Raw genomic sequence first — 26100 nt, forward strand, 5'->3', positions numbered from 1 at the left:
AAGTTCTGCTAATCACCCCGCCGCGTTAATCTTTATGTTGCACCTGATGTTTGTTAAGAGGTGCGTCGTGTTCCTGAATCAATCCCCCATACTAAAACAGTTCATTATTTTTCTGGCTTTAGCCATCTGCATTGCCCTGAGCACCAGCTTTTTATTTATCGATGTGTTCTGGCTCCATAATCAGGTGAAAGAGATATCGCTAACCGAAATTTCCCAGGAGCTCTTCCTGTTGGCGAACGTGGTTATCTTTATCTTCTGCGCCCGCCGTTCGCCGGGAATGCGCGGTGGATTACTGCTGATTGCCGGTTTCTATGCCGCGCTGTTGATCCGCGAGCTGGACTCCTTTTTCGATATGCTGCACCACGGCGCCTGGTTTTGGTTCGCCCTGGCTTCCACCGCCCTCTTCCTGATCCTGGCCGCTAACTGGCACGCGTCTGTGAAACCGGGGCTGCTGGCTTTTACCCGCCATCCCTGCTTTGCCCATACCACATCCGGTATGGTGATAATCCTGGTGTTCTCACGTCTGTTCGGCATGACTGAACTCTGGAACGGCCTGCTCCAGGGGGGTTATCTGAACGTGGTGAAAACGGCGATCGAAGAAGGCACAGAACTGATCGGCTACACGCTGTGCCTGTTCTCCAGCGCCTGGTTTGCGCTGAGCCTGCAGCCTCAGCGCCTGGTTGCGCCAGAGCGGGAAGCCCGGGTCACGCGTTTTAATACCGGTCGGCACGAGCCGGAAGTCTGGGCCAGGGAGAGCGCCTCCCGGTCGTAACGGACCAGGCCGGCGTCTCTCACGCCGGCCTTTTTGATCAGTTGCCGTGCTGCAGCATAGGGTAGGTAAAGAACAAGGCGTGGCACAGATTAAGCGCGAAGTGCAGTACCGTGGACACCCACAGCCTGCCGCTCCATAGCCAGGCCATCCCATAGAGCACACCGGCAAGCGTGGCGAATACCACCAGCAGCACGCCTCCCGCCGTATGCATCAGCCCGAAAATCACTGCGCTCAGCAACAGCGCCAGCGGCGCCGTCATCACGCCACACAGCCGTTGCAGCAGCCAGCCGCGAAACAGCGCCTCTTCCGCCAGTGATACAAAGAACAGGTTGGCGAAGGCAAAAGGCAGCAGCCACTGGCCCTGATGCAACTCCAGCCCCAGCCCACCCAGCGCTACCGCCACCAGTAGCAGCGCCGGGACGCCCAGCACCAGTAGCAGCCACTGCCAGAAAACAGCCCGTTTTAACGGCTGCGCCACAAATAGCGTGGGCAGACAGCACAGCAGCAGGAACGGCACCAGCGCTTTATCGAAGTTAAAATACATCGTAAATGGGGCGCTGCGCGGCCCGGAGTGAATTCCATCAAGAACTTTGGGATTGTTAAACCCGGGGATCAGATGCAGCATCAGCGCCGCTGCCGCAACGACCAGTACCACCTCAAGAGCAATTTTGACTCCGCGCCGCTCACGCCATTTAACGCAGGCAACCCCCAGCAGCGCCATGACCACCAGCGCGATAATGCCCACTGGCTGCACAACGCCACTGACAACGCCCCAGACGGCAGAACCCACCAGTAACGCCAGCGCCAGAGGCAGGTAAAAGCGCAACGCCAGCAGCGCCGCGGCCAATAAAATCCACATTATCGTTCTCCTTGTGTCGATGATATTGGCCGGATTATGCCTAACAGGAAATTCTTAACCAAAATAAAAACGCCAGGCAACGCCAAACGGTCCCCACAGACACGCCTGTGAGGACCACAATCAGCACTGGAAACGGGGCCTGTCAGGCAGAGATATCCAGATCGTAGGTCTGGTAGAAGGCATTGCCGGTATCAGCCACCAGCCAGATAAGCACCACAACATGATATCCGGATTTTCCAGCGGGAATTATCAGTTTATGTTCATCCTTCGCAGGCAGCGGATAACTCCAGTAAGGCGCTTCGGTATAAACATCTTCAAAAAAAGGTTTCTCTTCTAATTGCGACCGGGTAACAGGTGCGGAGGGATCCCAGCCATCTTTAGTAATAAAGGCAATATACCCCCTGGTTGGATGTGGCGCAGTATATTTCCATTTAATTGTTAATTCTTGCGAAGCCTTAACCGAAATTCTTGGCCAGGGCTGTTTCCCCTCTTCTTTTAATTGCTGATCGGTATAATTTAGTTTTTTACGAATATCAGAACGCCCACCGCTTAGAATAAGGCCATCTGCAGGTGGCGTCTCGCTCCATACGTCAGTACCTTCGTAATGGGCCTGGCCTGCAACGGTATCAGGGAAGTTTTTTCCTCCTTCTAACTCATTGGCATGATCTTCCTGGAATTCAGTCCAGTACTGGATAGCATGAACGGCGCGGGTTGGCGGATCATAAGCATGACCATGAAACGGGGTGATATTACTCATTTGGATACCTCCTTCTGAATGGACTTTTTTAATATAGACCGCCGAACCGCCGCCCACCAATTAAGGGAAGGTTAAATTTTTATTTATTTCTCGAGAAACAAGAACCACCAATATTTATTAATGAGTTACGATCACCCACGCAAAAAAAATCAGATGGTTAGTAAAACAAAACATTTTATTTTATATTATTCGAAGCGGTGTAAATTTTTGATGCCATACTGTTCAGCCAGCATGGCAGGGATATAAAAAAACCATTGAAAACAATCTGCGTTACCTGCCGACGAGGTGAGCACCATGAGATTGACCGTCTGGGGGCAGCGTTCATCCTTATCGACGACACCGGCATCATCAGGTCGGTCATCACATCCGACAAAAAAATTCTGTCAGCAACTTGTAAATGAATCGTTAACCGTGTTACAACGATTCAGACCCAGGGTGAGAGCGAACAGTCACTATCGCCCGCCCGGTCGGGGCAGGCGCAACAAAAACAACAGATAAAAAAAGACCGAATACGATTCCTGTTTATGGCATATCTCAATATTTCAAACTAAAATCAATAAGTTACGCTGTAAAACACCACAAAACACACCTACCAACACATACCAAAACAACCGTTCAAGATCAAACGGTTGCCATTTCTTTCGAGACGGCGACGGGATAACTTCGGTTAGTCGTCCCGCCCTCCGATCCACATTCCAAATCTGAACGCTGCTCATTTACTGAGCGCCAATCCGTGGCATCATGTCAGCGCATAAATCTTTCATCTTCGGCGCGTTGTGAGTAGTGCGCCGCTTTTTATGATGTTTGCTCGGGTGGCTGTTGTTTCTGATTCCAGATGCTGTCCAGTGGCATCCCGACACGCACGGAAACGTACTGATCGGACGGTATATCGATAGGGTCGCCGTCAGTATACCCATCCCGTTCATTACGCGCCCACACCGGGGCGGTTGGGTGCGTTCTATGAAATGTTTTTACCAACACTGAACCATCAGCATTAACATCATAATCGAGCCACAACAGCGGCTGCTTATTTCGGTCTGTCGGTATATCAAATCCGCCATCTATACCGCCCCACTCCGCATCCGAATTAAGCCCCTGGCAACCCTCTATTAAATATTTTCCTATCCCCTGGCGAATAACAGTCACGCCCTCAGCTTCATCCGTAAAATCAAATGAACCATCAGTAAATAATTTAACTACCGGGCTGGCTGCTTTTAATGTTCCATCGCTGGCTTTGGTTGTGTTTCGGTTATTGTAGAATATTGTCCAACCTGACCATGATCCACTACTTCCATTATAAAACCTGGTCCCCAGGTGAACCGCAGATAATCCACTGTCAACAACCCAGTCAACCAAAAATGAATGATTCCATCCGAATTTAGAAACTGACGCCCAGTGCTGACCAGTAATTCCCGGCCCCGAACTCATTCCAACCGCCGCCGCCGATCCGATCGCATAATCACCTGGGGACAAAGAATTAAAATTGCTACCGAAGTCCGATGCAACATTACTAACCAAGCCAGGCTGAGATTTCGCGTGAGCAGCCCTAACTTGATTTGATTTCGGTATATTAGATCCTGTATCCCCTGTGTTATTAATCGCTGCCGTACCCAGCCCTAAATTATTGCGCGCATCAGCGGCGGTTTTCGCGCCAGTGCCACCCTGAGAAATAGAAAGCGCTGTAGTCAGCCCCTTTAATTCGGTTATATCAGAATTAACTCCACTGGCCGCTTTCCCGACCATATCGTCGGTCAGCTTCTTGAATGATGAGATGGTGACCTCCCGCCCATCCGGTGCGGTGATCGTCACAGACCCGTCACCGGTCATGATTTCCTGCCAGCCGTCCATCTGCGACTGGTAGTAGCCGAGCTGGGCCGCCAGCATGTTCGCAAAATATTGCACGCTCTGGGTTTCGGCCACCAAGACGCCGTAGGCGCTACCGGAGAACGCCCGGGAAACAGGCCTCGTCACCGTAATCTGCGTATCGCTGTCTACCCTGGCGATAGCGTACAAATCGACGGTACCGGCGCCATAAATCGCGATTGTGCACTGCGGGCCAATGCCGTTTCGCTGGTCGGCCCATTTCGTGCCGGATCCGGTGATCGTGGTTGCGTCTGCGGTCGCGCTGACGGTGCCGGTTTCATACATCGACATAGTGAATTTCTCCCATAAAAAAAGCCCCGCGAAAGGGCTTTTGCAAAAACGGTCGTTTTTGAAAAAAAGAAAACCCGCCGTAGCGGGTCAGAATTCGGTTACTTCTGGCATGTCGAACTGACAAAATTGCCCTTGCTCACCCATCGCCAGTTAAAGGGGTAGCCAGCCTTGTATTGCGTTTGGTTCGCCACACTGCGGACGCCGTAAATGTGCACAGTCGTGTGCTGGCCGCCAATCATCGCGACCGCCTCGCATACCGGATCCTGCGGCTCTATAAGCGATGAGCAACCAGCCACTAAAAACGCCAGAGATAAGATAATTGCTCTCACGGTAGTTCCCTCTTCTGTTATTTCATACGAAGTTAACAGCCAGGCGCAAATTCATCCAATTGGTTTTGTAGATCAATAAGCCGTGATTGGTAGTTTTCATCGATCAATCTTATTTAATAGCGGGAAACGTCAGTAATTAAATATCTGTTTCGGTAATTAATATAGCCTGGATTAAGCAACCCGGAACCTGGTGATATACCTACAACAGCTTTTATTCTTGTATTACCACCTGAGTAGTACGCCATTGATGTTTGTATTGTTTGAAACGGAATCGGCTGAGCCGATCCTGCCATGCCAATGACATAACCAACCATTCTTGGCATTACGGCCCATTTTCCAGATTTAGTTACATCCAGTTTTGTCCCGCTGTTATTTTCATTGGAAGGATCTCCAACAGCCTCCACGTCAGTTAATACCTTTGTTTCATTGGTCAATATACAAACCCCATTAGCATCCCAGATTGCCATGCCCCACTCTGGTGGAGTCTGAGGCTCAACAGAAAAAAAATACGCATCTATAGTCCCACCCTCGACACCCAAATAGTACGCGCTTAGCGTGCAAACACCATTATCCAGCGAAGCAGTGATGGCTGTGGATGCGGCGTTTGTTTCTGGTGCTGCCCGGTTGTGGGTGATGAATGGAATCATTGGGCGAGTTGCGTCATAGTTAACAGCAACCTCAAACGTACCATTTGCAAGGGTTTTCTTCTCGATTAGGGAAAGAGGCATAGAATCAGGGGTGACAAACACCCCGCCGTCTACTGTTGTTAGGTATGCTCCAAAACTCATCACTTACACTCTCACAGCAATTACCAGACAAAAAACCTCCGATGCCTGATCCGCATCAACGCCATAATATCCAGCACCATCCTTGACGCTGACCGTTCCGCCACTGATTACGAACCGGCGGCGCGCAGTTGTATCAAATGCAAAATTAAGACTCACTGGCATTACATCAAGTTTACAACCAAGCGGGACCGTAAAATTATAATCCCCGGTGATTTGATTTTTATTAAGACGAAATGTGCCAACAACGTTAACGGGATTTATTCCATAGTTATTGGCGTTACCATTTGCATCCCATGTTTGAACACCCCATATTTCAACCGTACCCGCCATAACACCCCCTTTACCAAACGCCCGTAATTTTACCAACCTGAACGCGCAACCGACCGTTAGCATCTCGAACAGAAATGGTGGTATTAGTTTGCTTCATTGCACCGGATGAATCACTACCATAGTTTTCAAACGTACCGTTTTTATCCAGACGCCAGCCTGTTTTCCCCGACACGTAGTTATTCGACTGAATATAGCTACCGATTTTTGCGTTAGTAATCGTGCCATCACCGATAAACGCATCATTAATAAACACCTGCCCGTTTTGAATGGCAAACGGTGAATACGTCTTGCCACCAGCCTGGCTCATCACTGCAAACCGGTCGGCGAGAAACAGGATCTGAGATTTCACACTACCATCGGAAACCTCTACGCCTACAGCCATTCCAGCAGAATAATAGGTTCCATTATAGGTAACTCCGGCATTAACGCTATAAACAGCCGACCCCGTACCGGCATTATCAAACTGGGCTGTGGCCTTGGTCTGAATTGATGCCTCCTGCTCATCAAATTTAGCTGTTACCAGTTGTTGATATTCTGCAAAAGCTTTCTGGTCGCTCGCCTGAACAGTGCGAATCTCCAGTATTTCCGCCTTAGCTTTGCCGTTTTCTCTACGCCAGCGTTGGATATCGGCATCGTTCGCCAGTGCGTTCGAGATTATCGCATCGGTATTGGTATTTATCTGTTCTGTGAGCGCCCCCCCAGCTTCAGTTGTCAGGACATCATCACCGATCGCTTCCAGTATATCGCTCGCGTCAGCGCTGGACTGTCCTCGCACCCATTCGGTATAACCGGATTCATTCCCCGTTTTATCGACCAGTTGAGCCCGGAACCAGAACACCTGCCCTGCACGCAACCCCATTTGCTGATAACTACTCTGGGGATAAGGAACATCGGCCAGAAGTATTGCAGCATCATCACTGCCAATATTGCTGTATTGAATTTCAGTTTTCAGTGTATCAGCAGTGTTTGCAGGAAATCCCCATGAGAGATTAATACCAAATAACACATCATCAGACGCAGCAAACCCCACTGGCTTGGGCGGGTTCCCCACCTTCCCGGTCAATGTCTTCTCTTCCGAGTACCCCCATCCTGACGATATTTCAGAAGCATTAATCGCCCGCACGCGTGCCAGATAGCGCCCGGCGTAGATAGATGGCACTTCAAACGATGTCGTAGAACTGCGCGGAACGTTTACCCAGTTGCCGTCGTTCCGACGCCACTGTGCCTCGTAGGCTATAGCGTTGTCGGCCTTGTCCCAAGTAACCGTCATCGTTTCCAGGCTGATCCCCTGATTCACGACCGAATAGCTCCCAATCACAATATTCGCCGGGGCCGATTGATTACCCGGAGGAATGACGCTGATCGGGCGCTCGTCGATAATCGCGCCGGTATCGATGCGGGCGTATTTGTCAGGGTCATGGTATGCGGCGGTAATCGTGTATGTGTTGTCATCGTTGTCAGTGACGGTCACGACACGATATTGCTGTGCATACAGAGCATCCGACTCAATCACCCACACAGCACCGGCGGCAGGAGTCTCACTATAGGCGGTGGTTACTGTCACAACGTTACCAGACACTGACTGGATCGTGCGCGCCTGGGATACACCGCTGGGCAGGTTGATTAGCATCCGATCGCCATTGGCCGCCGTCGGCGCTCGGTCCAGAGTAATGGACCGGCCATTGACCGAGGATACGCGGCCGCCCAGGTCTTTTCCGGACAAGTTGCGATCTGACACAGCGATGATATAGCCCGGCTGCGGGATGTTCCCATCGAGGCCCACATCAAACGTCACCACCCGATCTTTATTGTTCGTCAGAATCCCCCAGCGTCCTTTCCTGTTCGCTTCTGACTGTCGCGTACAGCCGATGGCTGTAACTTCAAGCTGGTTAAAACCGTACCGGCGCACCAGATCCTGCTCAAATACCGGCTCCATGGCATCAGCATAGGCATTTGCTGGATCTGACCAGGAGACTAACGACGTGGTGTAACGGCTCTTTGTCGTGCTGCTGGAGTACGTGAAACGGCCATCAATAACGTTCGCTGCGGTATAGCAGAAATCAACATCGCGCGGCATGTCAGCAAGACAGACGATCTGATCGCCGCCCCAGTACGTCATGCCGCGAAATATCGCGGCGAAATCGCGCAGAACGGTATATGCCTCGTTGCGGTCCTGAATGTACACATTGCAGGTATAGCGCGGCTCTGTGCCGCTACCGCCCTTCCCATCCGGCACCATCTGATCGCAGTACTGCGCCACCTGGTAAAGCATCCATTTGTCGATGTTCTCGGTAGTGAGGCGGTTACCCAGGCCGAAGCGACCAGACACAACAAGATCGTAAAAAACCCATGCGGGGTTATCAGTCCACGCCCATTTAAAATTACCGGTCCATGTACCGATGTAGGTTCTGGTTTCCGGGTCATATGTATCCGGCACCCGGATTACACGCCCGCGCGGCTCGCACGAAATCTGGGGAATGGAGCCGTTAAACTGGCTGGAGTCAAATTCGACGTATAGCAACGCAGTGTTCGGATAGCGCAACTTCGCGTCGATAACCTCGGTGTAGCTCTCCAGAGACATTTTATCGCCGATCTTGGCGCTGTTAGCATCGGTGGTGATTTTGCGAACGCGAACAGTCCAGGTGCTGCCAGCCTGCGGCAAATCGACACGGTGACTGCGCTCATAACCAGACGTAGTTTTGCCCGTTACTGAGGTATTCAGCACCGTCGTCCAGGTGCCGCCATCGGTCTGCAAATCGACGGCATAGTTGATGGAGTAGCCAACCAGATCCCCGGAATCCTCCTGTTTAAAGAGGCTCGGCCATTTGAGGCGCAGCCGCACCGCAGATAGTTGGGTATTAGTAAATGTATGGGTCCAGGCCGTGGCGCTCGAAATCTCAGCACCAACGTTGATTTCGTTCTCTGTGCCGGGAATCCCCTGTATGTAATTTTGTGCCTGCGTACCGGCACGAAACTCCCAGGCTACTCCACCGAAATTATCAGAGCCATCCGCGTTCTGTAGCGGCGTCCCGTCGAGATAAATATCCTGCGCTGTCAGTGCGCCAGCGAACTCCCCCTCGCCCAGCGCCAGGAGAATTTTCGCTTTCGCTACTGACTGGAGATCGTCCGGCTGTTCAACCGGCGTGCGCTGTTTTGAACTGCCGCCTTTGCGGCCTTTGATTGCGGTTGCTGTTGCCATATTGCGCCCATAAAAAAGGCCACCGCATGGGTGGCCACTGTTTGAATATCAGGATGTTGCTTTTAGGTATCCCTGGATAAGGTAAGGTCTCAGCCCGCCCATGCCGACACATGGGCGCACACAGCAAAAGGAGGGATGGCTGATTACCTCTGATAAGGACTGGAAATGGATAAAAAGTTTGTTAATTTCGGATTCACGATGTCACCAGAAATTCCAACTAATACGGCTCTTGAAATTGTGGCTATAAAGAATGTCTTGATGTGCATTCTTGCTCACATGCCTGAGAAGAGGAAGGTGATTACTGATGAATTATCAGCCATTGATAGTGATATCATGAGGGATATCGTGAAAAACATCAGACTAATGGATCAACAGTAATATCCATTGTTGCTCTATATTTTTTTGTGGCCTGTTGCTGGGCCACTATTTGCTGAAGGTCATGCGTGGCCGCCTGCGCCGCATGCTGCACTACCGTAACCAGTTCGTTTGATTCCCGTGCCTGCTGCTTTAACTCAGACACTTCCCGCTCCAGTGCTTCAATTCGTTGTTCTAAAGTCATAATAAGCTCCTGCCTTTCGGCAATTGGTTAGTTAACTTACTGCTCATCTTCGACATAAATACCCGCCGAAATAATAGCCCCGCCTATTCGGCGCCGACCATACAAACACCCTACCGGATACCCCTGTGCCGCTGTATTGGTCACGCTGCCGAATGCATACGAGGCCCGGTTGTCGGGGTCCTGTTTGCTGGCCAGTCCGGTAGTCTGCGGGGAAAGCATCTGGACTACACCGCCGACCATCATTGATGCACCGCTAAATCCGATCCCCCAGGCGCTGGCGGAGCCAATGACACCTGCCCCAGCCGGCCCCATCATAACAGCAGCAGCAACGATGACAGCTCCCAGTATGGTTTGTAATAGCCCTGCCCGCTTACTACCGATAATGACAGGTGCAATCCGAATATCCTGATCGCTCCTGTCCATCTCCAGCTCATCCTGCACCAGATTCCGGCGCCCGCTGAATACTGCATACGTCAACCCACGCTGTTTGCTGGTATTAAGGAAGCGCTCGAAGCCCGGAATGATTACGCATAGTGCACGGATAGCTTCGCGTGGCGACGCTACGGCGAGCCGGTGCTCGCGCCCAAACGTGGTACCGAGTACGCCATAAAGACGTATCGTGCGCATTGGTTCATAGGTTAATGCAGCCATGTTCTCTCCATAAAAAAACCCGCCGGAGCGGGTCTTGGTTAGATTTCTTTTAGTGTCAGGGCTTTATTGCGTCAAGTCGCTGTTGAATTATATTTTTGACATCATTAGACGTTACCTGCATTTGCTGAACCTGCCCCATTGCCATCTGTGTTTCAACCCACATATCAGCCCAAACTTTAACATCGTTATTGATTTGAGAAATGGTAAATCTTACTTTTGACACAGGAGTAGTGGAATATGCATTCCCAATTAAGGCCTGAGTAAATATTGCGGAACCGCCCTGCTGTTCCCTTCCACAGATAACAGAACTGTTATCTGCCCCATAAATAGTTAGCCCTTGATTGTTACAATAATTAATTAACGCATCCTTAACTTTTTCTTTTGTTGTGGAAGTGTAGAAACCTTCGGGTTTCCCAGATTGGGTTTCTTTTATTAGTTTAGGCTGATTTGCACAACCAGAAAGAACAAGAGCGGCAAATCCAATAATTGCAAGCTTTTTCATCAATTAGCGTCCATATTACATAAACATTCTGAGTTCTCCCAGTACCGGGAGAGGGCGTAGTAATGCAGAAAGCCTACCAGGGTGGGCTATCAATCCTTATCTACATAATTTAACGGTTTCTTCATATAGGGCTGAGGTTAACGCAGGAATGCGTTCATACAAGACATAGGAAGAACCCGCATCATTACCTGTTACATCCAGAACCACGTCATACCCGCCCATAGCTTGGGGTACAAGAATGCTAATGCCATTCTCTAATGGTAAAGAAGTTACGGAGGTGCCATTCCTCGCCCACGTTGATGAAACGCAAGCTGAAAATTCGTTAACATTTTTGTTTGTTACGCCAGTGTCAACCGGCTGTTTTGAACGAACGGAATCCAATGATTTGCATCCTGTTAATGCAAGTATCGCAAAAATGGTTAAGCCGATTTTTTTCACTTCCCCTATCTCCCATCGGTAAAAGATGAGAGTAATCCTAGCATGGGAGCCAGCGATGGTGGGAGGGGATGATCACTTGATTCTATCTTTGAAATACGCCAGCAACGCCGCCTTGATAACCGACTCACCGCTAACACCTGCCTCTGTAGCCAGCCTCTCTACAAGAGCGATGCACTCGTCATCAAGCTCATAGTTGATAGCAAACTCACTGCCTTGCGAATCATCGCTATTTGCCAATGACTTAGCCTCAGATCCAGTTGCTAACCAGTCAAAAGTCGATCTAAGCGCCTTTGCTAGCCTTGCAATTACCTGCTGGCTCGGAACACTCTTCCCTGACTCATATCTTGATATTTGGGCTGGCGCCACCGAGGCCCTTCTGGCTAACTCGCTCTGAGATATCCCTAAAAAAGCCCTTCGATTTACTATCCGCCTTCCTATTTCGTTATTGTCAGTCATGACTACTATTGACTCTCAAGAAACCAATGATTAGTATCATCATACATGACTAGTTATGACTATTCATAGCTATCATGGTCACTATTTTGATGTTCGTTTTATCAAAACAGCGAGGCCCTAACTGCTGGAACAGTCAGGGCCTCCATTCGTCCCCATCCGCACAAAGGATAAAAGACATGACTAGTGTAAACAAAAAGGTATTACTTAACACGCAATCCCGCGCAAATTCTTCTGAATCATCTTTTCCCATCGTCATTTCCGGCATATCCATTCGCCAGGACTCAGAAGGACGCTACTCCGTAAACGACCTGCATAAATCCGCTGGCGGTGAGCGTCGCCATGAGCCTAAAAACTGGCTTAACAACCAGCAAACGCAGGAATTAATTGAGGTTATTGTAAATACTGGAATCTCAGTATTTAGCCCAATCACGTCAAAACGCGGCTGCAAAGGCGGAACATATGTCTGCAAAGAACTAGTTTACGCATATGCAACATGGATAAGCGCAGAGTTTTTTCTCAAGGTTATCAGAGCCTATGACGCCTTAGTTTCTGGCGACACTGAGAAGGCGGAATCCATCGCCAAGACCACTGTTGATGATCGCACTCCCTTACGCAGTCTGGTCAACCGCATCATGGGTAAATACGGAGTTACCTATCAGGCGGTGTATAAGATGGTTCACCGTGAATTTGGCGTTAACCATATCGACGAACTGTCCACTAAGCAGACTGCCGAGGCAATGGAATACCTATCCGCAAAGGTTATCGAGGGTGAGTTCATCAGCAAGGACAGTAATGAGCAGCCACCTAAGAAGCAACCCGATGATAGCCGCTACTACGTCAGGGTAATAATCCGTGATAGCCTCATGGGGACTGCAATAGAGTTAAGCGGGGAAGCTGATTCCCTGAGGGACGCAGCAAACGGAATCGCCACCGACCTGGGATTTAAACCCCATACATTTACTCATGTCCCGATAAATAAGAGGGTGATCAGACGACTGTACTAAAACGTCCATTCAAGCCCGCCGCTCTGGCGGGCTTTACCACCCTCTATAGCAAGGCAATGCAAAAAGCCCGGACTATGCCGGGCTGGTGAGTTCGGGTTTAGTTAAGCTACAGCAGCGCCGCTGATGATGTGCCGAAGCGCTTCGATGCCATTGTCGTTATAGCGGAATGCCTCCACCTGCTTGTCTGAGTGCTTCGACTTGTCCAGAAAGAACTTGCCGTACTGCTCAGTTTTCAGGTTATTAGCGTTGGCTACGCGGCCAATCTTATTCGCCGTCACGCCAAGTTTCTCTGCTACCTCTCCGGCTGTGTAGTAATGCTGCTCAATGACAGGGAGAGGGATAGCATTGAATCCTACGATGGGATTGATGATGCTGGCAGCGGCAGTCTGTTTTGCCTCTGGTGCAAGGTTAGGCATCAGGTCGAACAGGTTGGTAACTGCTTCAACCGTCATTTTCAGCGTGCGAGCCTGGCGATACTCAACAAGACCAGTTGCTGACTTCCCGCTCTTGATGTGCGCTTCCTGCATATTTTCAAGTTTATCCACCAGAGAGCGACGTACCGCCTTAGACTCACGAGCGGCCACGCGGAGCGCTTGCTTGATTGACATATCAATGACGACCATCGAAGTTTTGTTCGATTTTTGCACTACACTTTTTGTGTAGTGCTCGCCATCCAGCTCATCTTCAACTTTCTCGATGAATTTGTTATTGCGAACTTCCGGCTCGCCGCACTGTTTGCGTGCTTCATTGACCATTGCCAGCAGAGACTGGCTGTCAATGGTTTTCTCAGTGACAATAGAGCCTACATTTGCTACATTCTTAGAAGTCATTCAACATTCCTTATGTGAGATAGGGTTTGTGACGTAGCCGCCAGCTGTAACTGGCGGTTTTTCTTTGCGCCATCCCAAGCGCCAATCAGTGAATCCTCCCCTTCTTTTCGTGCTTGCTCAGACTTTCCTCAAGAGGCGCTGTGAAGAAAGACAGGTCAGCCAGTCTTTCGCTAATGTCTCCGCCATGCCTGTAATCAATCAGGCGCAGAGCCTCTTCCAGTCCGCCTCGCCAAATTTCCTTGATGACCTTAATGTTCATGCTGATGGCTCGTGCGTTATATGCGGCCCTGTCAAAATCGAACGCCGGATGTGCATTACCCTGTGCAACTTCGCGGTCGAGGATATCCAGAACCCAGCGGCGGAATTCTTTGGCAATCGGAGTCCGAGAAAACATTGCGATCAGGTGAGCACCGCGAAGAGAGAACACACGAGACTCCTGCATTCCACGAGGGGTGGTCACTTTGACCACCCCTGTCATTTTGTCTGTAAATTCATCGGCATGACGCGAATAGATACGCTGCACAGCCTTCTCATCTGCATAGCCGAGCGCTTTTCCAATTTCGATTGCGGTAAGCCATACCTGCCCGGCCATCTCCATATGAGAGAACGTAGTATTGTGGAAAGTTAACTCGTTGTTCTGTACACTATTCATGTCGATATTTCCTATGCGGTTATTTTCGATAGAAGCCCGGTTAGTGTTAGCGCACTGCCGGGTTTCGCCGTTTTTACTGCCCATTCGCGCGATCCTCTCGCAAACTCTTCGCCAAACGCTGCACAATCGCAGAGTTAATCGAAATGCCATCCATCTCTGCCATGCGGCGTATTTCTTCCTTCATGCGTTCAGGCAGCCTCAGCATGAAGTTTTCACTTTTCTTTCCGGTGTAAAGGATGTCGCTCATTTCACTACCTCGTCATGTTGATATCACGGTGAAATGATTACACCGTGAATCTATCATGTCAAGAGCTATATGACTACACTGTGCTATCACATATCGAAATCACTTGGGGTTAAGATGAAAGGCGCCAGAAATATCGCTCCGTTTGGCCTAAGAATGCCGGATGAGATCCGGGAGGCTGTACAGCAAAGAGCCAAGAACAATGGCAGGTCAATGAATGCTGAAATAGTTAAAATACTCCAAGATGCTTTAGAGGGAGATGAACTACCACCCTCCTACCATTCTGACGCGCCAACCGAAGTGAATGAGTCACAGATGGAGTTCTATTCCCAGCCAAGGGAAGAGCAACTAAAGCAGTTGGAGAAGATTGACCCGTTACAAGCCGCTATTGAACGGATAAGTGACAACTACAGCAAAAAGATGATGGATGATGTGAAAAAAGCCATCCAAGAGTTCAACAAAAAGCCCACCTGAGTGGGCTACCACCATCGTACCTGTCCGATGAAATACCCAAGTGCGGCGGTAATCGCCACAAGCCAGAGCAGGATGAATTTCCAATTTGGTAATTGCTTAATCATTAGTCGCAACTCCCGTATCAGTTTGCTAAAATCTATCACATGTTCCTCGTTAGCAACGGTAACGGTGGAAAGCAAAAGGCCCAGCATCGCTTGCAACGATCTGGGCCTTTGGTTTTGTGGGTGAGAAAACGTTCCCGTCTGGGTCAGGCAGAGAAAAGTTCTTTATGCCGCACCGCTTTTACGGTGCGCTCCTGCCAGTATCCGCCATACGGCGTTCTCTGGCTCAGGTGTCCGTACAGGTGGTGTAGCAGCATATTGCCTTCCAGCAGGATGCCGGCATGATTTGCTACCGGTGCCGATACCTGCATGATCACCATGTCGCCCGGGCGCGGCGGGCCGGAGAACTCCCGGAAGCCGCATTCATACCAGTTATCTAGGTAAAGGTTTTCGGTGCCGGACTCCCACCACGGGTAATCGACGCGGTAATCCCGCAGTTCTATCCCATGCTCCTGCCGGAAGTAGCTCATAATCAGCCCCCAGCAATCAGTATGACCCAGGACGAACGGTCGGCCGACAAGCGGGAGTTCGCCACGGGGCTGGATGGTTCGGAGGTCGCCTTCCGGCCAACTGACAATGTGCCAGGGAAGCTCAGTATTGTCGCATTGCGCCATATCAAGTTCACTGGGCTGCGTGGTGGCATCTGGGTGGCTATGCACAATGCCGGTGATCGTTCCCCAGTCCTCTACAAAGGCATAATCCTCTGGTGAAAGGTGGAATTGTTCCGTAGGGTCAGAGGCAAGATTACGGCACGGGAAATAGCGCTCTACGCGCCCTTTTTGCGCCACCAAGCCACATGCCTCGCGCGGATGCTCGGCGGCGGCGTGGGTCATGATATCCGCTATGGTTTTATCACGCATATCATCAACTCCTGATCAGCGATGTTCCCGGGAAGCCGCCGAACGAAAGTTCGTTGCTCTCTCCATGCCGGAGTTTACAAGCGGTCAGTGTTCCCGGGCACTCGTCGAGTGAAGGATCGTCAACCGGGTTATTGTGTTTGTCGAAATACCGGGTACCGACATAATCGCAGCCGTCGCCGCTGCGGTACTGCCCGCGAATGCACCAGGTACAGAGCGAGTGGAGCTGGCGCGTCGGTATCATGAGGCCCTGTAGGTCCATCGGGCTGGAGAGCACGAACTCCATCACTTCGTTGGTTTCGCTACTCTTCCCGTCGATATAGAAAACCCGCTTTACCTCCTGGGTGGGGTCGGCGGAGTCATTGCCATCGGGGAAATTACGAGCGTCCAGATAATGGGAGAAAGTATCGTGAATTGTCACTTTCGCCTGCAGCAGGTCGTCGTAGGCCAGGCAAAGCGCAGTGATGGAGCCGTCCAGGTTGGCAACGGATAGCGTAGGCTGCGCGGCGCTGCCGTCGGTCGATGTCTCCATTCCCTCTATCTGACACGGCCAGGCGCCGTATTCGTTCCCCTGCCACCAGATCGGCTTAGCCGGTAATTTCGACTCATCTCCACCGGCCGCCGCGATTTCCTCCGGTGTATGGGGGATATTGCAGGCATGGAAGCGCAAAACGTCATCCAGCCCAAACGAACTACCGTCCACCTCGAACAGCCGGATCTTGTTGCCTGGCTCGAGGCTCTGAAAATCTGCCGTAATCATCAGAATGCCTCCAGGAAACTCCGGACTTCAGGCCGGGGAGGAAAGGAGGCGTTTTTTTGACTAACTGTCTTTTGCATAATCACATTTTCCTCTTTAGTATGTGAAACCATGAAACGTGCATACAAATACCGGTTTTACCCGACACCAGAGCAGGCTGAGCTTTTAACTCAAACGTTCGGCTGTGTGCGCTTTGTCTACAACTCCATCCTTCGCTGGCGTACCGATGCGTACTACGAGCGAAAGGAAAAGATCGGTTATTTACAGGCCAACGCTCGCCTTACGGCGCTTAAAAGAGAGCCTGAACACGCTTGGCTTAACGATGTTTCCTGCGTACCACTCCAGCAATCTCTGCGACACCAACAAACCGCCTTTGCTAACTTCTTCGCCGGACGCGCCGCATATCCGGCCTTCAAAAGCAAACGGCACAAGCAGGCGGCTGAGTTCACTGCGAGCGCGTTTAAATACCGTGATGGCAGGTTGTACATGGCAAAGAGTAAAACGGCGCTGGATGTACGATGGTCACGCCAGTTGCCATTAGTACCGTCTACAGTAACTATCAGCAAAGATACTGCTGGCCGATATTTTGTATCGTGCCTTTGCGAGTTTGAGCCTGAATCAATGTCGATCAGCCCTAAAATGGTCGGCATTGATGTTGGCTTAAAAGATTTGTTCGTCACCGACACCGGATTCAAAACCGGCAATCCCCGCCACACGGCTAAATATGCGAAGCGACTGGCCTTGCAGCAACGCAGGTTAAGCAGAAAGAAAAAAGGCTCAAAGAACCGCGCAAAAGCCCGCTTAAAGGTCGCCAGACTCCACGCCAAAATCGCCGATTGCCGGATGGATAACCTGCACAAGTTGTCCCGCAAACTGATTAACGAAAACCAAGTTGTTTGCGTCGAATCCCTCAGGGTGAAAAACATGATCCGCAACCCGAAGCTGTCTAAAGCAATAGCTGACGCAGGCTGGAGCGAACTTATTCGCCAGCTACAGTACAAAGGCGAATGGGCGGGTCGTAGCGTTGTCGCTATCGACCAGTATTTCCCTTCTTCCAGACGCTGTAGCTGTTGCGGATTTACCATGCAAAAAATGCCTCTTGATGTGCGTAAATGGCAGTGCCCTGAGTGCGGCACAGCCCATGATCGGGACATTAACGCGGCACGTAATATCAAAGCTGCCGGGCTGGCAGTGTTAGCCCACGGAGAGCCTGTAAATCCTGAATCGCATCACGCGGCTTAGGTTCGGCTCGTTGAAGTGGGAATCCCCGTCCTTCAGAGCGGGGAGCAGTCAAGGTGCGTATGCCTGTTTAAATGTCGCGTTGATAGTTAATACGTTGCTCGACAGCGGCGTTGCCTTCACTGAGTCGGTCACCACCCGGTAGAGGCCGACCTCCCCGATCGGTGATGTCCAGATGAAGGAGCGAATGAAGTGGCCGCGCATGAACGCCAACGCCTTCAACATTTCCGCCCGGCGGCCGGTCATAGTAATCGGCCAGGACTGCGTTTCGGGGTGAATGCCGTCACCGGCAATCTGTTCGTACCCATCGCCAAATGCTGCCGTTCGGGCCGTGTATGCCAGTTCGCCCTGCATACCGCCCTGAATTTGCGTAGGCCAGGTAAATGTATCGATAGCCATCCTGACTCCTGATAAAAAGAAACCCGCCGCAGCGGGTTATCGAGCCTTGCTGTTAATCAGCTTCCATAACGGCGTTCCCTGCCGTCCTGCTTCGGTGGTAACCGTCTGAATGATGGCAGAGCGCAACTGTCTGTTTGCCGCTGTCGTATCACCCTGGGATGATGTTTGTTGCTGCTGATTGTTCTGGATCACCACATCACCAACATTAACGTTTACCCCGCCGCCGCCAGTTCCCTGCAATCCGTACATGGGCGCCCGACTTCCGACATAGCCGCCATCGGCATAACCCTGGGCACCGCGCATCATGGCATAGAGGTTTTCCACGCCCAGCGCGGTCGTTGCCTCTTTGGTAAAAACGAACTCCCCGCCGTGGACAACCCCTTTGGGCTGATACTTTCCACCGTCGCCGGTATATCCGCCGACATCGAACGCCGGTACAAGCCCGCCACCGGAAAAGCCGAAAAAGGAGCCGACTGCGGTCCCGCCAAATGCCGATTTCATGCTGTTGACCAGCGCCAGTTGCGTCAGCATCTGGGCGATCCCCTTCAGGAAAGTGGTAAGGAAATCCTTGAAATCAGCCTTTCCGGTGGTAAAGAAGTCGGTCAGTGTGGATGCCATCCCGCTGAATGCCTGGGCGGAAATATCCTGGACCTGCGAATAGACGTTGGTGGCACTATCTTCGAACTCTGCCCAGCCTTTTTTGGCCCCGGCCAGCCAGTCACTACGCAATGCATCTTCTGCCGCATAGTAATCACTGGCGGCCTTCAGTTCCTTCTGATAACCAGCATCATCAAGAGAGCCACCGGCATTCTGCCAGCCAGAAGCGAGCTGCGCCTTCGCCAGTTCCCTCTGCGCCAGGCGGTCACTCATGACCGAGCCGACACCGAGAGCCTGCTGCTTCTCGGCCATTTGAGTGACGTACTTTTGCGCCGTGTCCATGCGCTTATTCAGTTGCTCCTGCGCCGTAATCTGGTCTCCCAGAATAGCCTTTTGCCGCGCCAGTTGCAGAACCTGCTCTTTGCTCGCAAGCAGGGATTTTTCCTGTTTCGACAGCTTGCGAGTGCTCGCGGCATCTTCCAGTACCTGAAACTTGGCTTCGGTGGTCCATAGTTCCTTGCGCTGCTGGCTTATTTTGTCATTCAGTCCCTGGTGTTGCTGGAGTGTGCGGAGTTGAGCCTGAAGCGCCAGCAGTTCGGCCTGGGCGGTATCTGTAGCCCGGTCGCCGGACGAAGCGCCGATGCCTTTTTCCTTCGGTGTTTTTTTGCCATAAGCAGCCACTTCAGCCCGGTCTTTCTGGGTGGTACTCTGCTGCACCTTCTTCGCTGTACCGAGGTATTTTTCAGCGCTCTTATCGGCAGCGTCCCAGTCTTTCTTGAGTTGAGAAACGCTATTACCGTAGGCACCGGCCATCTGCTCGTTATAGCTCTGCCAGCCCTTCAGAGTGTCTGTTTTCGCCCAATCAGGGATAAGATCAATCGCGCTGGCGACGGATTGCGAAATAATCTGGTTCAGCTTCTGAAAGACGATCGCCACGCTGTAGTAAATGGCGTTGAACTCTTTCATGGTGTTGGCAGCCAGTTCAGCCACCCACTTCCCGATGCTCTCCATCGCCTCGGAGGCCCAGCCCTTCACATCGAGCCACAGTCGCCCGAACGGCGTTAACGAGTCATAGGCCTGCTTCCCACGCTGTGCCATTGTACTGCCGAAAAGGTCCATCGCCTGGGTAACGGCGGCTGTGTGGCCCTTCTCTTTCTCCAACTGGTCAATGTGCTTAAGCTGGTCAACCGTGAGGAAATTATATTGTGCGCTTAATGCCTGCAGGGCCTTAACCGGATCTTTCTCAATATCAGAGTAAGCTTTTACGATGTCCTGGGCTGACACAACGCCGGTTTGCACGACCATTGCTGTCGAACTGGCCGCTTTTTCAAGCTGCTGCTGCGTCAGCGCTCCAGTGCTAACCAGTTGCGTCATTAGATCCTGCACGGTTCCCACCGTGGCGCCAGTAGCACCGGCGATATCATGAGCGGCAGACATGACCTGCCCCGCTGTCACCCCGGCGATATTGCCTGTGCGGATAATCGCGCGGTTTATCTCATCGAACGTGTTGAAATAGTCGATCCCGGCCTTCGCCGCTACCAGGACAGCACCAGCCAGGCCGCCGATAGCCAGACGCGCTGGCGTAATCAGCGAAGAAACCGCCTTCAGCGTGTTGCCAATGCCACCGAACGAATCACGAAGCTGGCCGCCCTGCTGAATAGCCACCATGTAAACCGGCATGCCCGAGGCCAGCGAAGTGACGATGTCGGTGATCTGCATCGGGAGGTAGCGCATCGCGTTACGGTACTGGCCAGCACTGATAGCGCCGGTTTTCCATGCGTTCTCCTGCTCCCGCAGCTTAGCAATCATCGGCGCGGCCTGCTGAGACACCCCCAGCTGCGCCGCCTTCAGTTCCATCAATTCGCTGCGGGTTTTGCCGATGGCATTGGCCTGTTCCTGCAGTGAATCGATAAACGTCCTGCCTGCCGCCGCGGCGCGTTGGGCCGAGCGGGCCTGCTCCAGCCTTTCTCGCCCCTCCGCCGTCTCTGCCTCCATCACCTGAGCCAGTTTAGCCCGCGTGGTATCCAGAACACCGTTATAGCGCGCGAAATCCTCATCGCCTACAAGTCCCTTTCCGCGAAATTTCGCCAGGCTCTGCTGGATGGTGTCGAGTTCGTCGAGCGCCTTATTTACCGGGCTTATTTTGTTCAGGAGGTTCTGGAGTTCCTGCTTCTGCTGGCGCAGGCTTTCGGCATTCTTCTTCTGCCGGTCTACCCCGGTTTTGAACGTATAGTTCAGATCGTCGGCCTTACCGGCCGCCCGGGTCGCTGTTTCCTGAAACCGGTCGAGTTCTTTACTACCACGCTCAAGTTCCCCGGTATTTACCCGCAGGGAAATGGTAGCGATGTCAGCCATGCCCTTACTCCTTATGCATTATTTTTAGCGCGGTTCGCTCCATGATCCTGATATCCGATAGCGCGGTTGCCTCGTCCTGTACGTCATGAATCCGCATCAACCAGGGCAGGACGTTGTAATCCAGCCCGGTTACCCCGGCCATTCCCGTACGCCATTGCGTGCTGGCAGACTGGAACACGAGGAATGCTGGCCAGATATCCGGCCAGACTTCGATGATCACTTCTTCGTAATCGTCGGCGGTCAGACCAAACGCCGCCATTTCCTCGGCTGACGTCTCAGGCGTATAGAACTGCGAGGCAACCGCTATCAGTTTTTTTCGCGATTCCCCGTCAGTTCTCGGTAATAAGTTTCGGGGATGGTTCTCAGTGCGCCCGGGTAGTTTTCCAGCAGGATTTCCAGATTTTCAGCATTGAATTCATCAGGCAGCGCCCAGCCGTCGATAATTTCCATCATGAAATCCACGGCGGTTTTACCATCCAATTTTTCGATAGCCGACAATTCCTTTAGCGGCTTATGCCTGAAAGTGATCGTCAGTTCGCCGTCCTCAGCGCCAGCGCGTGGGATTGTTACATTGGCTTTAAACGTGGGTTTCGGCTGTAGCGTAAATTTGGTGCTCATTATGCGTCCCTAAAAAAGCCCCTTTCGGGGCGATGGTGGTTATCAATTAGCTGCCAGGAGTGCTACCGTCATCAGCAATTTTGTAGAACGTCATGGCCGGGGACTGGAGCTGGAGCGCCACGGTCACCGTTTCCACCTCGTTTACGGCGGTTGCCGGGATTTTGTTAAACGACACGGTGGCGGACCAGTAGCGGTTTTCCTTCGCTTTCGGGATGTACATATACGCGGCCACGGTGTCCCCGTTTTCGTCCAGTCTGTCCAGTAGTGGGTAAACAGGGAGCGAGGAATCATGCGCGATGGTGTACGTCTGCGAACTGGCCGCCTTGAACGTGTTCAGGTTGCGCTGGCGATCGTCACTCAGAAACTGGATCTGGGTGGTGTTCTGGTCACCGCCAGCGTTAGCAACCTCGGTAATTTGAGGTAACTCGGTCCACTCGCTGACAACCCGAATGGAACCGGCGCCGCTGCCCGCCGGATATTTATTGACGTTGGTCGTGTCAATATTGCCGAGCGTGACGGACGTACCATCGACCGCGGTAATTTTGGCTACCACGTCGTTGATACCTGACCAGCCAGAGGTGATATGAACGATATCATCCTCCTGCAGGCCGGTAGCGCTGCCGACAGTAATCACGGCATGTTCGGCATTGGTGATGCCGGTAAACGGCACCGCATCAGCGTATTCGGACGCAAGATAAACGTGCGATCCATTGGGTAAGGCAAAGCCCATGGCATTTCTCCTGTACGAAAAAAAACCGGCTCGCGGCCGGTTGGTTATGAGGTTTGTGGAGTTTGGTGTTTAGCTGACGATATCGGCCCGGTAATTCAGACTAACGGGCACGGTATATGTGGTGTCGGTGGTTACGCCTGCGAATATGGCCGGAGGGCCGCTTACCCAGCACGTAAAACCATCTCCCGCCAGTTCCTGTCCCTCGGGGAAGAGCGCGGCAATCTGGCGGGCCAGCGCGCCAGCAGAGGATCTGCCAGAGCCAGCCGGAACAACGACATTAATCTGATATACGCCGGGAAACGTCCGGCACGTCAGCGATAAATCCAGCGTTCGCGGCGTGGCAGGCATGTCATGCGCGGCAAGATAAGGCGCGCCCGATGGCGGCTCAAATGCGACATTATCCCAGGCGACCGGGATCCCCTGCGAATCCGCCCATTGGCCCAGGCGAGCCGACAGCACCGCAGAAATATCAGGAATCACGTTTTTAACTCCCTGGCCGATTCGTCAAAAAACCGCTGAAACTCGGCGGCGGTGATCCGCACCATTCCCCCTGGCGCCTGGGTTGAATGCCCCATTTCCAGCGGGTAGGCATACGGCACGTTATTGCAGAAATAAATCGACGTCATCCCTACCTTAAACAGAGATAGCTGGTACTCACCGGCTGCGCGGGTTAGATGCCCCTGCTTGTCGATGACTCCGGTTTCCCCTTCTACCGGGGCATCGAAGGATACTTGCCAGTTACCACGGAAGCGCCCGCCGGTATACCCGGGCGGGGCCTTAATATCCATGCTGTCATTCACTCTGGCCTTTTTCTTCAGGCGCCCGGTTTTGGTCAGGTTGGCGGGATCGGCCCGCTGCGCTGCATTGTGTTCCAGCACTGCGGTGTTATAGGCCACCGCAGTCTGATTCACCTGCCACAACTCAGGATTTCCAACGGGAGACATCATAATCAGCTGGTTCAGGATTTTTATGCTGGTAGCCCGAACCACCTGTTCCTGACTCGCTTTGGCCTGGTTCACGAATGCCGTGATTGACTCCACGAACGCTGTATTCTCGCCCATGCTACGCCCTCAGTTGCGCCCGGTAGCAAATCACCAGGTCCGCCGGTTTAACCGGGTTTGGCTTCACAACACGGTGTTGCTTGCCGTCGATTTCCACCAGGTCGCCGATGCTAATTTCCTGCTCTGCGGTAAACACGACCCGCACATCACCAGATTTGATGACCGTGCCATCTATTTCACCCGGCTGATAGTCTGTGCGCACGCCAATCGCCGTGTAAGGCGCTTCGGGGTGAACATGCTCCACACCACCAATAACCTCCAGCGAACCGGGACGCACAGCCTGAAACGTGGTGCCATTGGCGGCTATCATTCTGGTTGAGCGATCGCGCATGCGCTGATAGTTGATAGCCATGAATCATCTCCGTTCGATGCAGGCATGGATGAAATCAGTTTTCAGGGACTCCAGCGCTCCAACCATCACATACGGGCGATCGGAGTTATGCCAGCAGTCAATAATGTTTCCATCCACATCCATCATCAGAACAGCCAGGCTCTGGCAATTACCGTCACGGGCCAGTTGCAACGCTTCTTCCAAGAGGCGAATCACCTCATCGGCATGATGTCGCTTCTCAGCGCAGAGTTTTTTATCGAAGTTGACCACCCTTAACCCACTCATTACGCACGCTCCGCGAATGTGTTGATCGCAAACCCACGGGCAATCGCCAGACCATCCAGCAGAGCCGTTACGGCAGGATATGACGGAGTAAACGTCTCTCCGTCAGCAACAGCGTAAGTCATCGTTACAGCGCCCTCCACCCGCTCAGTCTTAACCGCAGCCTCGCGAACGCTTCCCAGCAGCTCCCCGTCGATGGCTTCAACCGCCAGCATGCATTGCGCGGTTATAACCTGCCGGGGTATCTGGTCGTGTGGCAACTCATGGTCTTCGATGTAGACCTCTTTGCGGGGCCAAGCCAGCGGCTGCGCGGGATTGACGCGGCGGCCTGCCCAGTTCATTCCCTCCAGATAGTCCATCGCCCTAATCAGTAACGGCGCGGTTTTATCCGGTAGCTCAATGCCACGCAAATCAGCAAACGCTGCAAGATCGGCCTCGCTGGCGTAACTGTTGAAATCAGGGGAATTGATATTGGTATTAATCATCTCAACACCTGAAAAATGGGGCCGAAGCCCCAAACGATTTATCACCCACCCGGGGGAGTGGTGAATGTGATGCCATCAGTTTTCCTGGTAATTCCATCCACCGTTGCAGAAACTGTGACCACATTCTCACTGTCGGACGTCAGTTTTACTGTCGCCCCACCAGCGGTTCCAGTTACCGATGATTCAGTGCTCAGCGTACCGCCAGTGGACGTCCACGCGACATTGGCACCAGAAACCCCAGTTCCGGCCTTGGTGTATTTCAGGGAGACAGTTACCGCATCAGTGCTGTCAGCGGTGGCGGTGGTTTTATCCACTGACAGCGTTACTCCCCCGACTCCGGTGCCTCGAGCTTGATGAGAACACCAGCGGTGGACTTGTTGCTGGTGAAGTGTTTCTTCCAGTTTGCGCCGGTGCCGATCTTAGTCAGATCCGGGTTGCTACCGCCTGCCGTGGTGTCCCAGCTATAGCCCAGCAGTTCAACGTTGACTGTGCCCTCAGCACGATAACCAATCGCGAGGTTTTCCTGGTCGTTGATGTCGTAGGAACGGAATCCCGGAGCCTGAGATTCAGTTACAGACACGCCACCGGCAACCAGACCAAGGATGGCGTCGGCATCCATGGTGTCAGTAACCAGAACCGGTTTACCCAGGGTGCCCGGTTGACCGCCATACACCACCACCCCTGCCTCTTCGTAGATTTTGTTGTCGATAGCCTGATCGACAATGTCGAAATACGTGGTGGAATGCATGACGAACAGTGCAACTCGGTTGAATTTGTCGCCATATTTCCGCAGTCCACGAGTCAGGGTTTTCTTGCCATCAGTGGCAATATCGGCTGTGACAACCATATCAGCATTAGCGCCGATGGCCGCGACTGCCCCCTGGAGCGCGTATTTGATGTAACCCTCCAGAGTGGCGTCAGCCACATCGACACCAACCACCTCGGAGAATTCGTCTACAGAACGACCTCGACGCTTAAACGCCTCCTCAGTAGTCATATACGGCCCGTATTTCCAGGGGGCCTTGACGCTGACTGATTCACCAGCGCCAATCTTCTTACCAGTAACCGGATCGGTTGAGTTGACGTCGCGAGACTCAATTGAGCCACCAACTTGATAGAAAGCGCGTTTGCGGAAATCACCCTCGATCAGTTCGTTGTCCAGAATGATCGCGCCGTTAGATGCCTGGTTAAAAACATCCAGATTGTCCTGGCGACGCTCCAGGAACGCAGTCTGCGCCAGGTCGTCGTAAATAATCAGGTCTGAGTTGACAGTAGTAGCCATTTAAAAAT

At 52.2% G+C, this 26100-nt stretch carries 34 protein-coding genes; 5 read left to right on the plus strand and 29 right to left on the minus strand.

From position 1 onward, the window contains the following. The first annotated feature begins 67 nt into the window (after window positions 1-67). Entirely contained in the window at window positions 68-772 is a 705-nt protein-coding gene (locus tag FEM41_RS19785) for a hypothetical protein (protein WP_138097887.1), read from the plus strand. Between the two features lie 37 nt (window positions 773-809). Here the strand turns inward: FEM41_RS19785 and FEM41_RS19790 are convergent, their stop codons facing one another. The 7 genes from FEM41_RS19790 to FEM41_RS19820 form a co-directional block, all read right to left on the minus strand. Continuing rightward, window positions 810-1631, minus strand: a complete 822-nt coding sequence (locus tag FEM41_RS19790) for a CPBP family intramembrane glutamic endopeptidase (RefSeq protein ID WP_138097888.1) — start codon at window positions 1629-1631, stop codon at window positions 810-812. 142 nt (window positions 1632-1773) lie between these two features. Next, window positions 1774-2388, minus strand: a complete 615-nt coding sequence (locus tag FEM41_RS19795; protein WP_138097889.1) for a lytic polysaccharide monooxygenase auxiliary activity family 9 protein — start codon at window positions 2386-2388, stop codon at window positions 1774-1776. A 795-nt stretch (window positions 2389-3183) separates the two neighbouring features. Then, window positions 3184-4542, minus strand: a complete 1359-nt coding sequence (locus tag FEM41_RS19800) for a phage tail fiber protein (RefSeq protein WP_138097890.1) — start codon at window positions 4540-4542, stop codon at window positions 3184-3186. Between the two features lie 98 nt (window positions 4543-4640). After that, the gene (gene cor, locus FEM41_RS24980; protein ID WP_138097891.1) at window positions 4641-4871 is read right to left on the minus strand and encodes a phage exclusion lipoprotein Cor; all 231 of its coding nucleotides are present in this window, start codon (window positions 4869-4871) and stop codon (window positions 4641-4643) included. A gap of 113 nt (window positions 4872-4984) precedes the next feature. Further along, on the minus strand, window positions 4985-5659 hold the full coding sequence (locus FEM41_RS19810; protein ID WP_138097892.1) for a hypothetical protein: 675 nt from the start codon (window positions 5657-5659) through the stop codon (window positions 4985-4987). A gap of 3 nt (window positions 5660-5662) precedes the next feature. Continuing rightward, window positions 5663-5989, minus strand: a complete 327-nt coding sequence (locus tag FEM41_RS19815) for a hypothetical protein (RefSeq protein WP_138097893.1) — start codon at window positions 5987-5989, stop codon at window positions 5663-5665. Window positions 5990-5999: 10 nt separating this feature from the next. After that, window positions 6000-9188: a TipJ family phage tail tip protein gene (locus FEM41_RS19820; protein ID WP_138097894.1), complete on the minus strand. Its 3189-nt coding sequence runs from the start codon at window positions 9186-9188 to the stop codon at window positions 6000-6002. Between the two features lie 165 nt (window positions 9189-9353). Here FEM41_RS19820 and FEM41_RS19825 point away from each other — a divergent pair, with 165 nt between their 5' ends. Next, the gene (locus FEM41_RS19825; protein WP_138097895.1) at window positions 9354-9566 is read left to right on the plus strand and encodes a hypothetical protein; all 213 of its coding nucleotides are present in this window, start codon (window positions 9354-9356) and stop codon (window positions 9564-9566) included. On the opposite strand, the gene FEM41_RS19830 is transcribed toward FEM41_RS19825, so the two are convergent. The 5 genes from FEM41_RS19830 to FEM41_RS19850 all read right to left on the minus strand — a co-directional run bounded on the left by FEM41_RS19830 (window position 9544) and on the right by FEM41_RS19850 (window position 11794). Continuing rightward, complete coding sequence (locus FEM41_RS19830) at window positions 9544-9747, minus strand: hypothetical protein (RefSeq protein WP_138097896.1); 204 nt, start codon at window positions 9745-9747, stop codon at window positions 9544-9546. The genes FEM41_RS19825 and FEM41_RS19830 overlap by 23 nt on opposite strands. Window positions 9748-9783: 36 nt before the next feature. After that, window positions 9784-10398, minus strand: coding sequence for a tail assembly protein (locus FEM41_RS19835; RefSeq protein WP_138097897.1), 615 nt, complete (start codon window positions 10396-10398; stop codon window positions 9784-9786). 55 nt (window positions 10399-10453) lie between these two features. Beyond that, window positions 10454-10900 (minus strand): hypothetical protein, encoded by a 447-nt coding sequence (locus tag FEM41_RS19840; RefSeq protein ID WP_138097898.1) that lies wholly within the window; start codon window positions 10898-10900, stop codon window positions 10454-10456. A gap of 96 nt (window positions 10901-10996) precedes the next feature. Then, the gene (locus FEM41_RS19845; RefSeq protein ID WP_241666530.1) at window positions 10997-11338 is read right to left on the minus strand and encodes a hypothetical protein; all 342 of its coding nucleotides are present in this window, start codon (window positions 11336-11338) and stop codon (window positions 10997-10999) included. Between the two features lie 72 nt (window positions 11339-11410). After that, entirely contained in the window at window positions 11411-11794 is a 384-nt protein-coding gene (locus FEM41_RS19850) for a helix-turn-helix domain-containing protein (protein WP_138097899.1), read from the minus strand. A gap of 176 nt (window positions 11795-11970) precedes the next feature. Between FEM41_RS19850 and FEM41_RS19855 the strand changes: the two genes are divergently transcribed. Further along, complete coding sequence (locus tag FEM41_RS19855; protein ID WP_138097900.1) at window positions 11971-12798, plus strand: KilA-N domain-containing protein; 828 nt, start codon at window positions 11971-11973, stop codon at window positions 12796-12798. A gap of 101 nt (window positions 12799-12899) precedes the next feature. On the opposite strand, the gene FEM41_RS19860 is transcribed toward FEM41_RS19855, so the two are convergent. The 3 genes from FEM41_RS19860 to FEM41_RS19870 all read right to left on the minus strand — a co-directional run bounded on the left by FEM41_RS19860 (window position 12900) and on the right by FEM41_RS19870 (window position 14527). Continuing rightward, entirely contained in the window at window positions 12900-13628 is a 729-nt protein-coding gene (locus FEM41_RS19860; RefSeq protein WP_138097901.1) for a hypothetical protein, read from the minus strand. Window positions 13629-13713: 85 nt separating this feature from the next. Next, entirely contained in the window at window positions 13714-14364 is a 651-nt protein-coding gene (locus tag FEM41_RS19865) for a BRO-N domain-containing protein (protein ID WP_138097902.1), read from the minus strand. Next, window positions 14354-14527, minus strand: a complete 174-nt coding sequence (locus FEM41_RS19870) for an Arc family DNA-binding protein (RefSeq protein ID WP_138097903.1) — start codon at window positions 14525-14527, stop codon at window positions 14354-14356. The genes FEM41_RS19865 and FEM41_RS19870 overlap by 11 nt, the downstream gene beginning before the upstream one ends. A gap of 114 nt (window positions 14528-14641) precedes the next feature. Here FEM41_RS19870 and FEM41_RS19875 point away from each other — a divergent pair, with 114 nt between their 5' ends. Beyond that, the gene (locus tag FEM41_RS19875) at window positions 14642-14998 is read left to right on the plus strand and encodes an Arc family DNA-binding protein (protein WP_138097904.1); all 357 of its coding nucleotides are present in this window, start codon (window positions 14642-14644) and stop codon (window positions 14996-14998) included. 247 nt (window positions 14999-15245) lie between these two features. Here FEM41_RS19875 and FEM41_RS19885 read toward each other — a convergent pair whose 3' ends face one another. After that, the gene (locus FEM41_RS19885; RefSeq protein WP_138097906.1) at window positions 15246-15959 is read right to left on the minus strand and encodes a C40 family peptidase; all 714 of its coding nucleotides are present in this window, start codon (window positions 15957-15959) and stop codon (window positions 15246-15248) included. A gap of 4 nt (window positions 15960-15963) precedes the next feature. Further along, window positions 15964-16716: a phage minor tail protein L gene (locus FEM41_RS19890; RefSeq protein WP_138097907.1), complete on the minus strand. Its 753-nt coding sequence runs from the start codon at window positions 16714-16716 to the stop codon at window positions 15964-15966. A 108-nt stretch (window positions 16717-16824) separates the two neighbouring features. On the opposite strand from FEM41_RS19890, the gene FEM41_RS19895 reads away from it, so the two are divergent. After that, the gene (locus FEM41_RS19895; RefSeq protein ID WP_138097908.1) at window positions 16825-17955 is read left to right on the plus strand and encodes an RNA-guided endonuclease InsQ/TnpB family protein; all 1131 of its coding nucleotides are present in this window, start codon (window positions 16825-16827) and stop codon (window positions 17953-17955) included. A 48-nt stretch (window positions 17956-18003) separates the two neighbouring features. Here the strand turns inward: FEM41_RS19895 and FEM41_RS19900 are convergent, their stop codons facing one another. The 12 genes from FEM41_RS19900 to FEM41_RS19955 form a co-directional block, all read right to left on the minus strand. Beyond that, window positions 18004-18351 carry a phage tail protein gene (locus FEM41_RS19900; RefSeq protein ID WP_138097909.1) on the minus strand — a complete coding sequence of 116 codons (348 nt, stop codon included), beginning with the start codon at window positions 18349-18351 and terminating at the stop codon, window positions 18004-18006. 36 nt (window positions 18352-18387) lie between these two features. After that, on the minus strand, window positions 18388-21303 hold the full coding sequence (locus FEM41_RS19905) for a phage tail tape measure protein (RefSeq protein WP_138097910.1): 2916 nt from the start codon (window positions 21301-21303) through the stop codon (window positions 18388-18390). Window positions 21304-21307: 4 nt separating this feature from the next. Then, on the minus strand, window positions 21308-21562 hold the full coding sequence (locus FEM41_RS19910; RefSeq protein WP_138097911.1) for a DUF1799 domain-containing protein: 255 nt from the start codon (window positions 21560-21562) through the stop codon (window positions 21308-21310). Window positions 21563-21609: 47 nt separating this feature from the next. After that, window positions 21610-21921, minus strand: coding sequence for a phage tail assembly chaperone (locus FEM41_RS19915; protein ID WP_138097912.1), 312 nt, complete (start codon window positions 21919-21921; stop codon window positions 21610-21612). 46 nt (window positions 21922-21967) lie between these two features. Continuing rightward, entirely contained in the window at window positions 21968-22651 is a 684-nt protein-coding gene (locus tag FEM41_RS19920) for a phage tail protein (protein ID WP_138097913.1), read from the minus strand. A gap of 69 nt (window positions 22652-22720) precedes the next feature. Beyond that, window positions 22721-23131 carry a DUF4128 domain-containing protein gene (locus FEM41_RS19925; RefSeq protein WP_138097914.1) on the minus strand — a complete coding sequence of 137 codons (411 nt, stop codon included), beginning with the start codon at window positions 23129-23131 and terminating at the stop codon, window positions 22721-22723. Further along, entirely contained in the window at window positions 23128-23712 is a 585-nt protein-coding gene (locus FEM41_RS19930) for a hypothetical protein (RefSeq protein WP_138097915.1), read from the minus strand. The genes FEM41_RS19925 and FEM41_RS19930 overlap by 4 nt, the downstream gene beginning before the upstream one ends. Window position 23713: 1 nt before the next feature. After that, a complete protein-coding gene (locus tag FEM41_RS19935) occupies window positions 23714-24064 on the minus strand; it encodes a hypothetical protein (RefSeq protein ID WP_138097916.1) in 351 nt (116 codons plus the stop codon). Window positions 24065-24067: 3 nt separating this feature from the next. Then, window positions 24068-24328: a hypothetical protein gene (locus tag FEM41_RS19940; RefSeq protein WP_138097917.1), complete on the minus strand. Its 261-nt coding sequence runs from the start codon at window positions 24326-24328 to the stop codon at window positions 24068-24070. Beyond that, complete coding sequence (locus FEM41_RS19945; protein WP_138097918.1) at window positions 24328-24810, minus strand: DnaT-like ssDNA-binding protein; 483 nt, start codon at window positions 24808-24810, stop codon at window positions 24328-24330. The genes FEM41_RS19940 and FEM41_RS19945 overlap by 1 nt, the downstream gene beginning before the upstream one ends. A 41-nt stretch (window positions 24811-24851) precedes the next feature. Next, the gene (locus FEM41_RS19950; protein ID WP_138097919.1) at window positions 24852-25124 is read right to left on the minus strand and encodes an Ig-like domain-containing protein; all 273 of its coding nucleotides are present in this window, start codon (window positions 25122-25124) and stop codon (window positions 24852-24854) included. 8 nt (window positions 25125-25132) lie between these two features. Further along, window positions 25133-26092 (minus strand): major capsid protein, encoded by a 960-nt coding sequence (locus tag FEM41_RS19955; RefSeq protein ID WP_138097920.1) that lies wholly within the window; start codon window positions 26090-26092, stop codon window positions 25133-25135. Window positions 26093-26100 lie beyond the last annotated feature (8 nt).

The organism is Jejubacter calystegiae (assembly GCF_005671395.1).
Classification (GTDB): domain Bacteria; phylum Pseudomonadota; class Gammaproteobacteria; order Enterobacterales; family Enterobacteriaceae; genus Jejubacter; species Jejubacter calystegiae.

What these genes read in the sequence shown, in the direction of transcription:
- FEM41_RS19790 (WP_138097888.1), bottom strand. Translation starts at nt 1,631, where the DNA reads ATGTGGATTTTATTGGCCGCGGCGCTGCTGGCGTTGCGCTTTTACCTG.
- FEM41_RS19795 (WP_138097889.1), bottom strand. Translation starts at nt 2,388, where the DNA reads ATGAGTAATATCACCCCGTTTCATGGTCATGCTTATGATCCGCCAACC.
- FEM41_RS19800 (WP_138097890.1), bottom strand. Translation starts at nt 4,542, where the DNA reads ATGTCGATGTATGAAACCGGCACCGTCAGCGCGACCGCAGACGCAACC.
- FEM41_RS19810 (WP_138097892.1), bottom strand. Translation starts at nt 5,659, where the DNA reads ATGAGTTTTGGAGCATACCTAACAACAGTAGACGGCGGGGTGTTTGTC.
- FEM41_RS19815 (WP_138097893.1), bottom strand. Translation starts at nt 5,989, where the DNA reads ATGGCGGGTACGGTTGAAATATGGGGTGTTCAAACATGGGATGCAAAT.
- FEM41_RS19820 (WP_138097894.1), bottom strand. Translation starts at nt 9,188, where the DNA reads ATGGCAACAGCAACCGCAATCAAAGGCCGCAAAGGCGGCAGTTCAAAA.
- FEM41_RS19825 (WP_138097895.1), top strand. Translation starts at nt 9,354, where the DNA reads ATGGATAAAAAGTTTGTTAATTTCGGATTCACGATGTCACCAGAAATT.
- FEM41_RS19830 (WP_138097896.1), bottom strand. Translation starts at nt 9,747, where the DNA reads ATGACTTTAGAACAACGAATTGAAGCACTGGAGCGGGAAGTGTCTGAG.
- FEM41_RS19835 (WP_138097897.1), bottom strand. Translation starts at nt 10,398, where the DNA reads ATGGCTGCATTAACCTATGAACCAATGCGCACGATACGTCTTTATGGC.
- FEM41_RS19840 (WP_138097898.1), bottom strand. Translation starts at nt 10,900, where the DNA reads ATGAAAAAGCTTGCAATTATTGGATTTGCCGCTCTTGTTCTTTCTGGT.
- FEM41_RS19850 (WP_138097899.1), bottom strand. Translation starts at nt 11,794, where the DNA reads ATGACTGACAATAACGAAATAGGAAGGCGGATAGTAAATCGAAGGGCT.
- FEM41_RS19855 (WP_138097900.1), top strand. Translation starts at nt 11,971, where the DNA reads ATGACTAGTGTAAACAAAAAGGTATTACTTAACACGCAATCCCGCGCA.
- FEM41_RS19860 (WP_138097901.1), bottom strand. Translation starts at nt 13,628, where the DNA reads ATGACTTCTAAGAATGTAGCAAATGTAGGCTCTATTGTCACTGAGAAA.
- FEM41_RS19865 (WP_138097902.1), bottom strand. Translation starts at nt 14,364, where the DNA reads ATGGGCAGTAAAAACGGCGAAACCCGGCAGTGCGCTAACACTAACCGG.
- FEM41_RS19870 (WP_138097903.1), bottom strand. Translation starts at nt 14,527, where the DNA reads ATGAGCGACATCCTTTACACCGGAAAGAAAAGTGAAAACTTCATGCTG.
- FEM41_RS19875 (WP_138097904.1), top strand. Translation starts at nt 14,642, where the DNA reads ATGAAAGGCGCCAGAAATATCGCTCCGTTTGGCCTAAGAATGCCGGAT.
- FEM41_RS19885 (WP_138097906.1), bottom strand. Translation starts at nt 15,959, where the DNA reads ATGCGTGATAAAACCATAGCGGATATCATGACCCACGCCGCCGCCGAG.
- FEM41_RS19890 (WP_138097907.1), bottom strand. Translation starts at nt 16,716, where the DNA reads ATGATTACGGCAGATTTTCAGAGCCTCGAGCCAGGCAACAAGATCCGG.
- FEM41_RS19895 (WP_138097908.1), top strand. Translation starts at nt 16,825, where the DNA reads ATGAAACGTGCATACAAATACCGGTTTTACCCGACACCAGAGCAGGCT.
- FEM41_RS19900 (WP_138097909.1), bottom strand. Translation starts at nt 18,351, where the DNA reads ATGGCTATCGATACATTTACCTGGCCTACGCAAATTCAGGGCGGTATG.
- FEM41_RS19905 (WP_138097910.1), bottom strand. Translation starts at nt 21,303, where the DNA reads ATGGCTGACATCGCTACCATTTCCCTGCGGGTAAATACCGGGGAACTT.
- FEM41_RS19910 (WP_138097911.1), bottom strand. Translation starts at nt 21,562, where the DNA reads ATGGCGGCGTTTGGTCTGACCGCCGACGATTACGAAGAAGTGATCATC.
- FEM41_RS19915 (WP_138097912.1), bottom strand. Translation starts at nt 21,921, where the DNA reads ATGAGCACCAAATTTACGCTACAGCCGAAACCCACGTTTAAAGCCAAT.
- FEM41_RS19920 (WP_138097913.1), bottom strand. Translation starts at nt 22,651, where the DNA reads ATGGGCTTTGCCTTACCCAATGGATCGCACGTTTATCTTGCGTCCGAA.
- FEM41_RS19930 (WP_138097915.1), bottom strand. Translation starts at nt 23,712, where the DNA reads ATGGGCGAGAATACAGCGTTCGTGGAGTCAATCACGGCATTCGTGAAC.
- FEM41_RS19935 (WP_138097916.1), bottom strand. Translation starts at nt 24,064, where the DNA reads ATGGCTATCAACTATCAGCGCATGCGCGATCGCTCAACCAGAATGATA.
- FEM41_RS19940 (WP_138097917.1), bottom strand. Translation starts at nt 24,328, where the DNA reads ATGAGTGGGTTAAGGGTGGTCAACTTCGATAAAAAACTCTGCGCTGAG.
- FEM41_RS19945 (WP_138097918.1), bottom strand. Translation starts at nt 24,810, where the DNA reads ATGATTAATACCAATATCAATTCCCCTGATTTCAACAGTTACGCCAGC.
- FEM41_RS19955 (WP_138097920.1), bottom strand. Translation starts at nt 26,092, where the DNA reads ATGGCTACTACTGTCAACTCAGACCTGATTATTTACGACGACCTGGCG.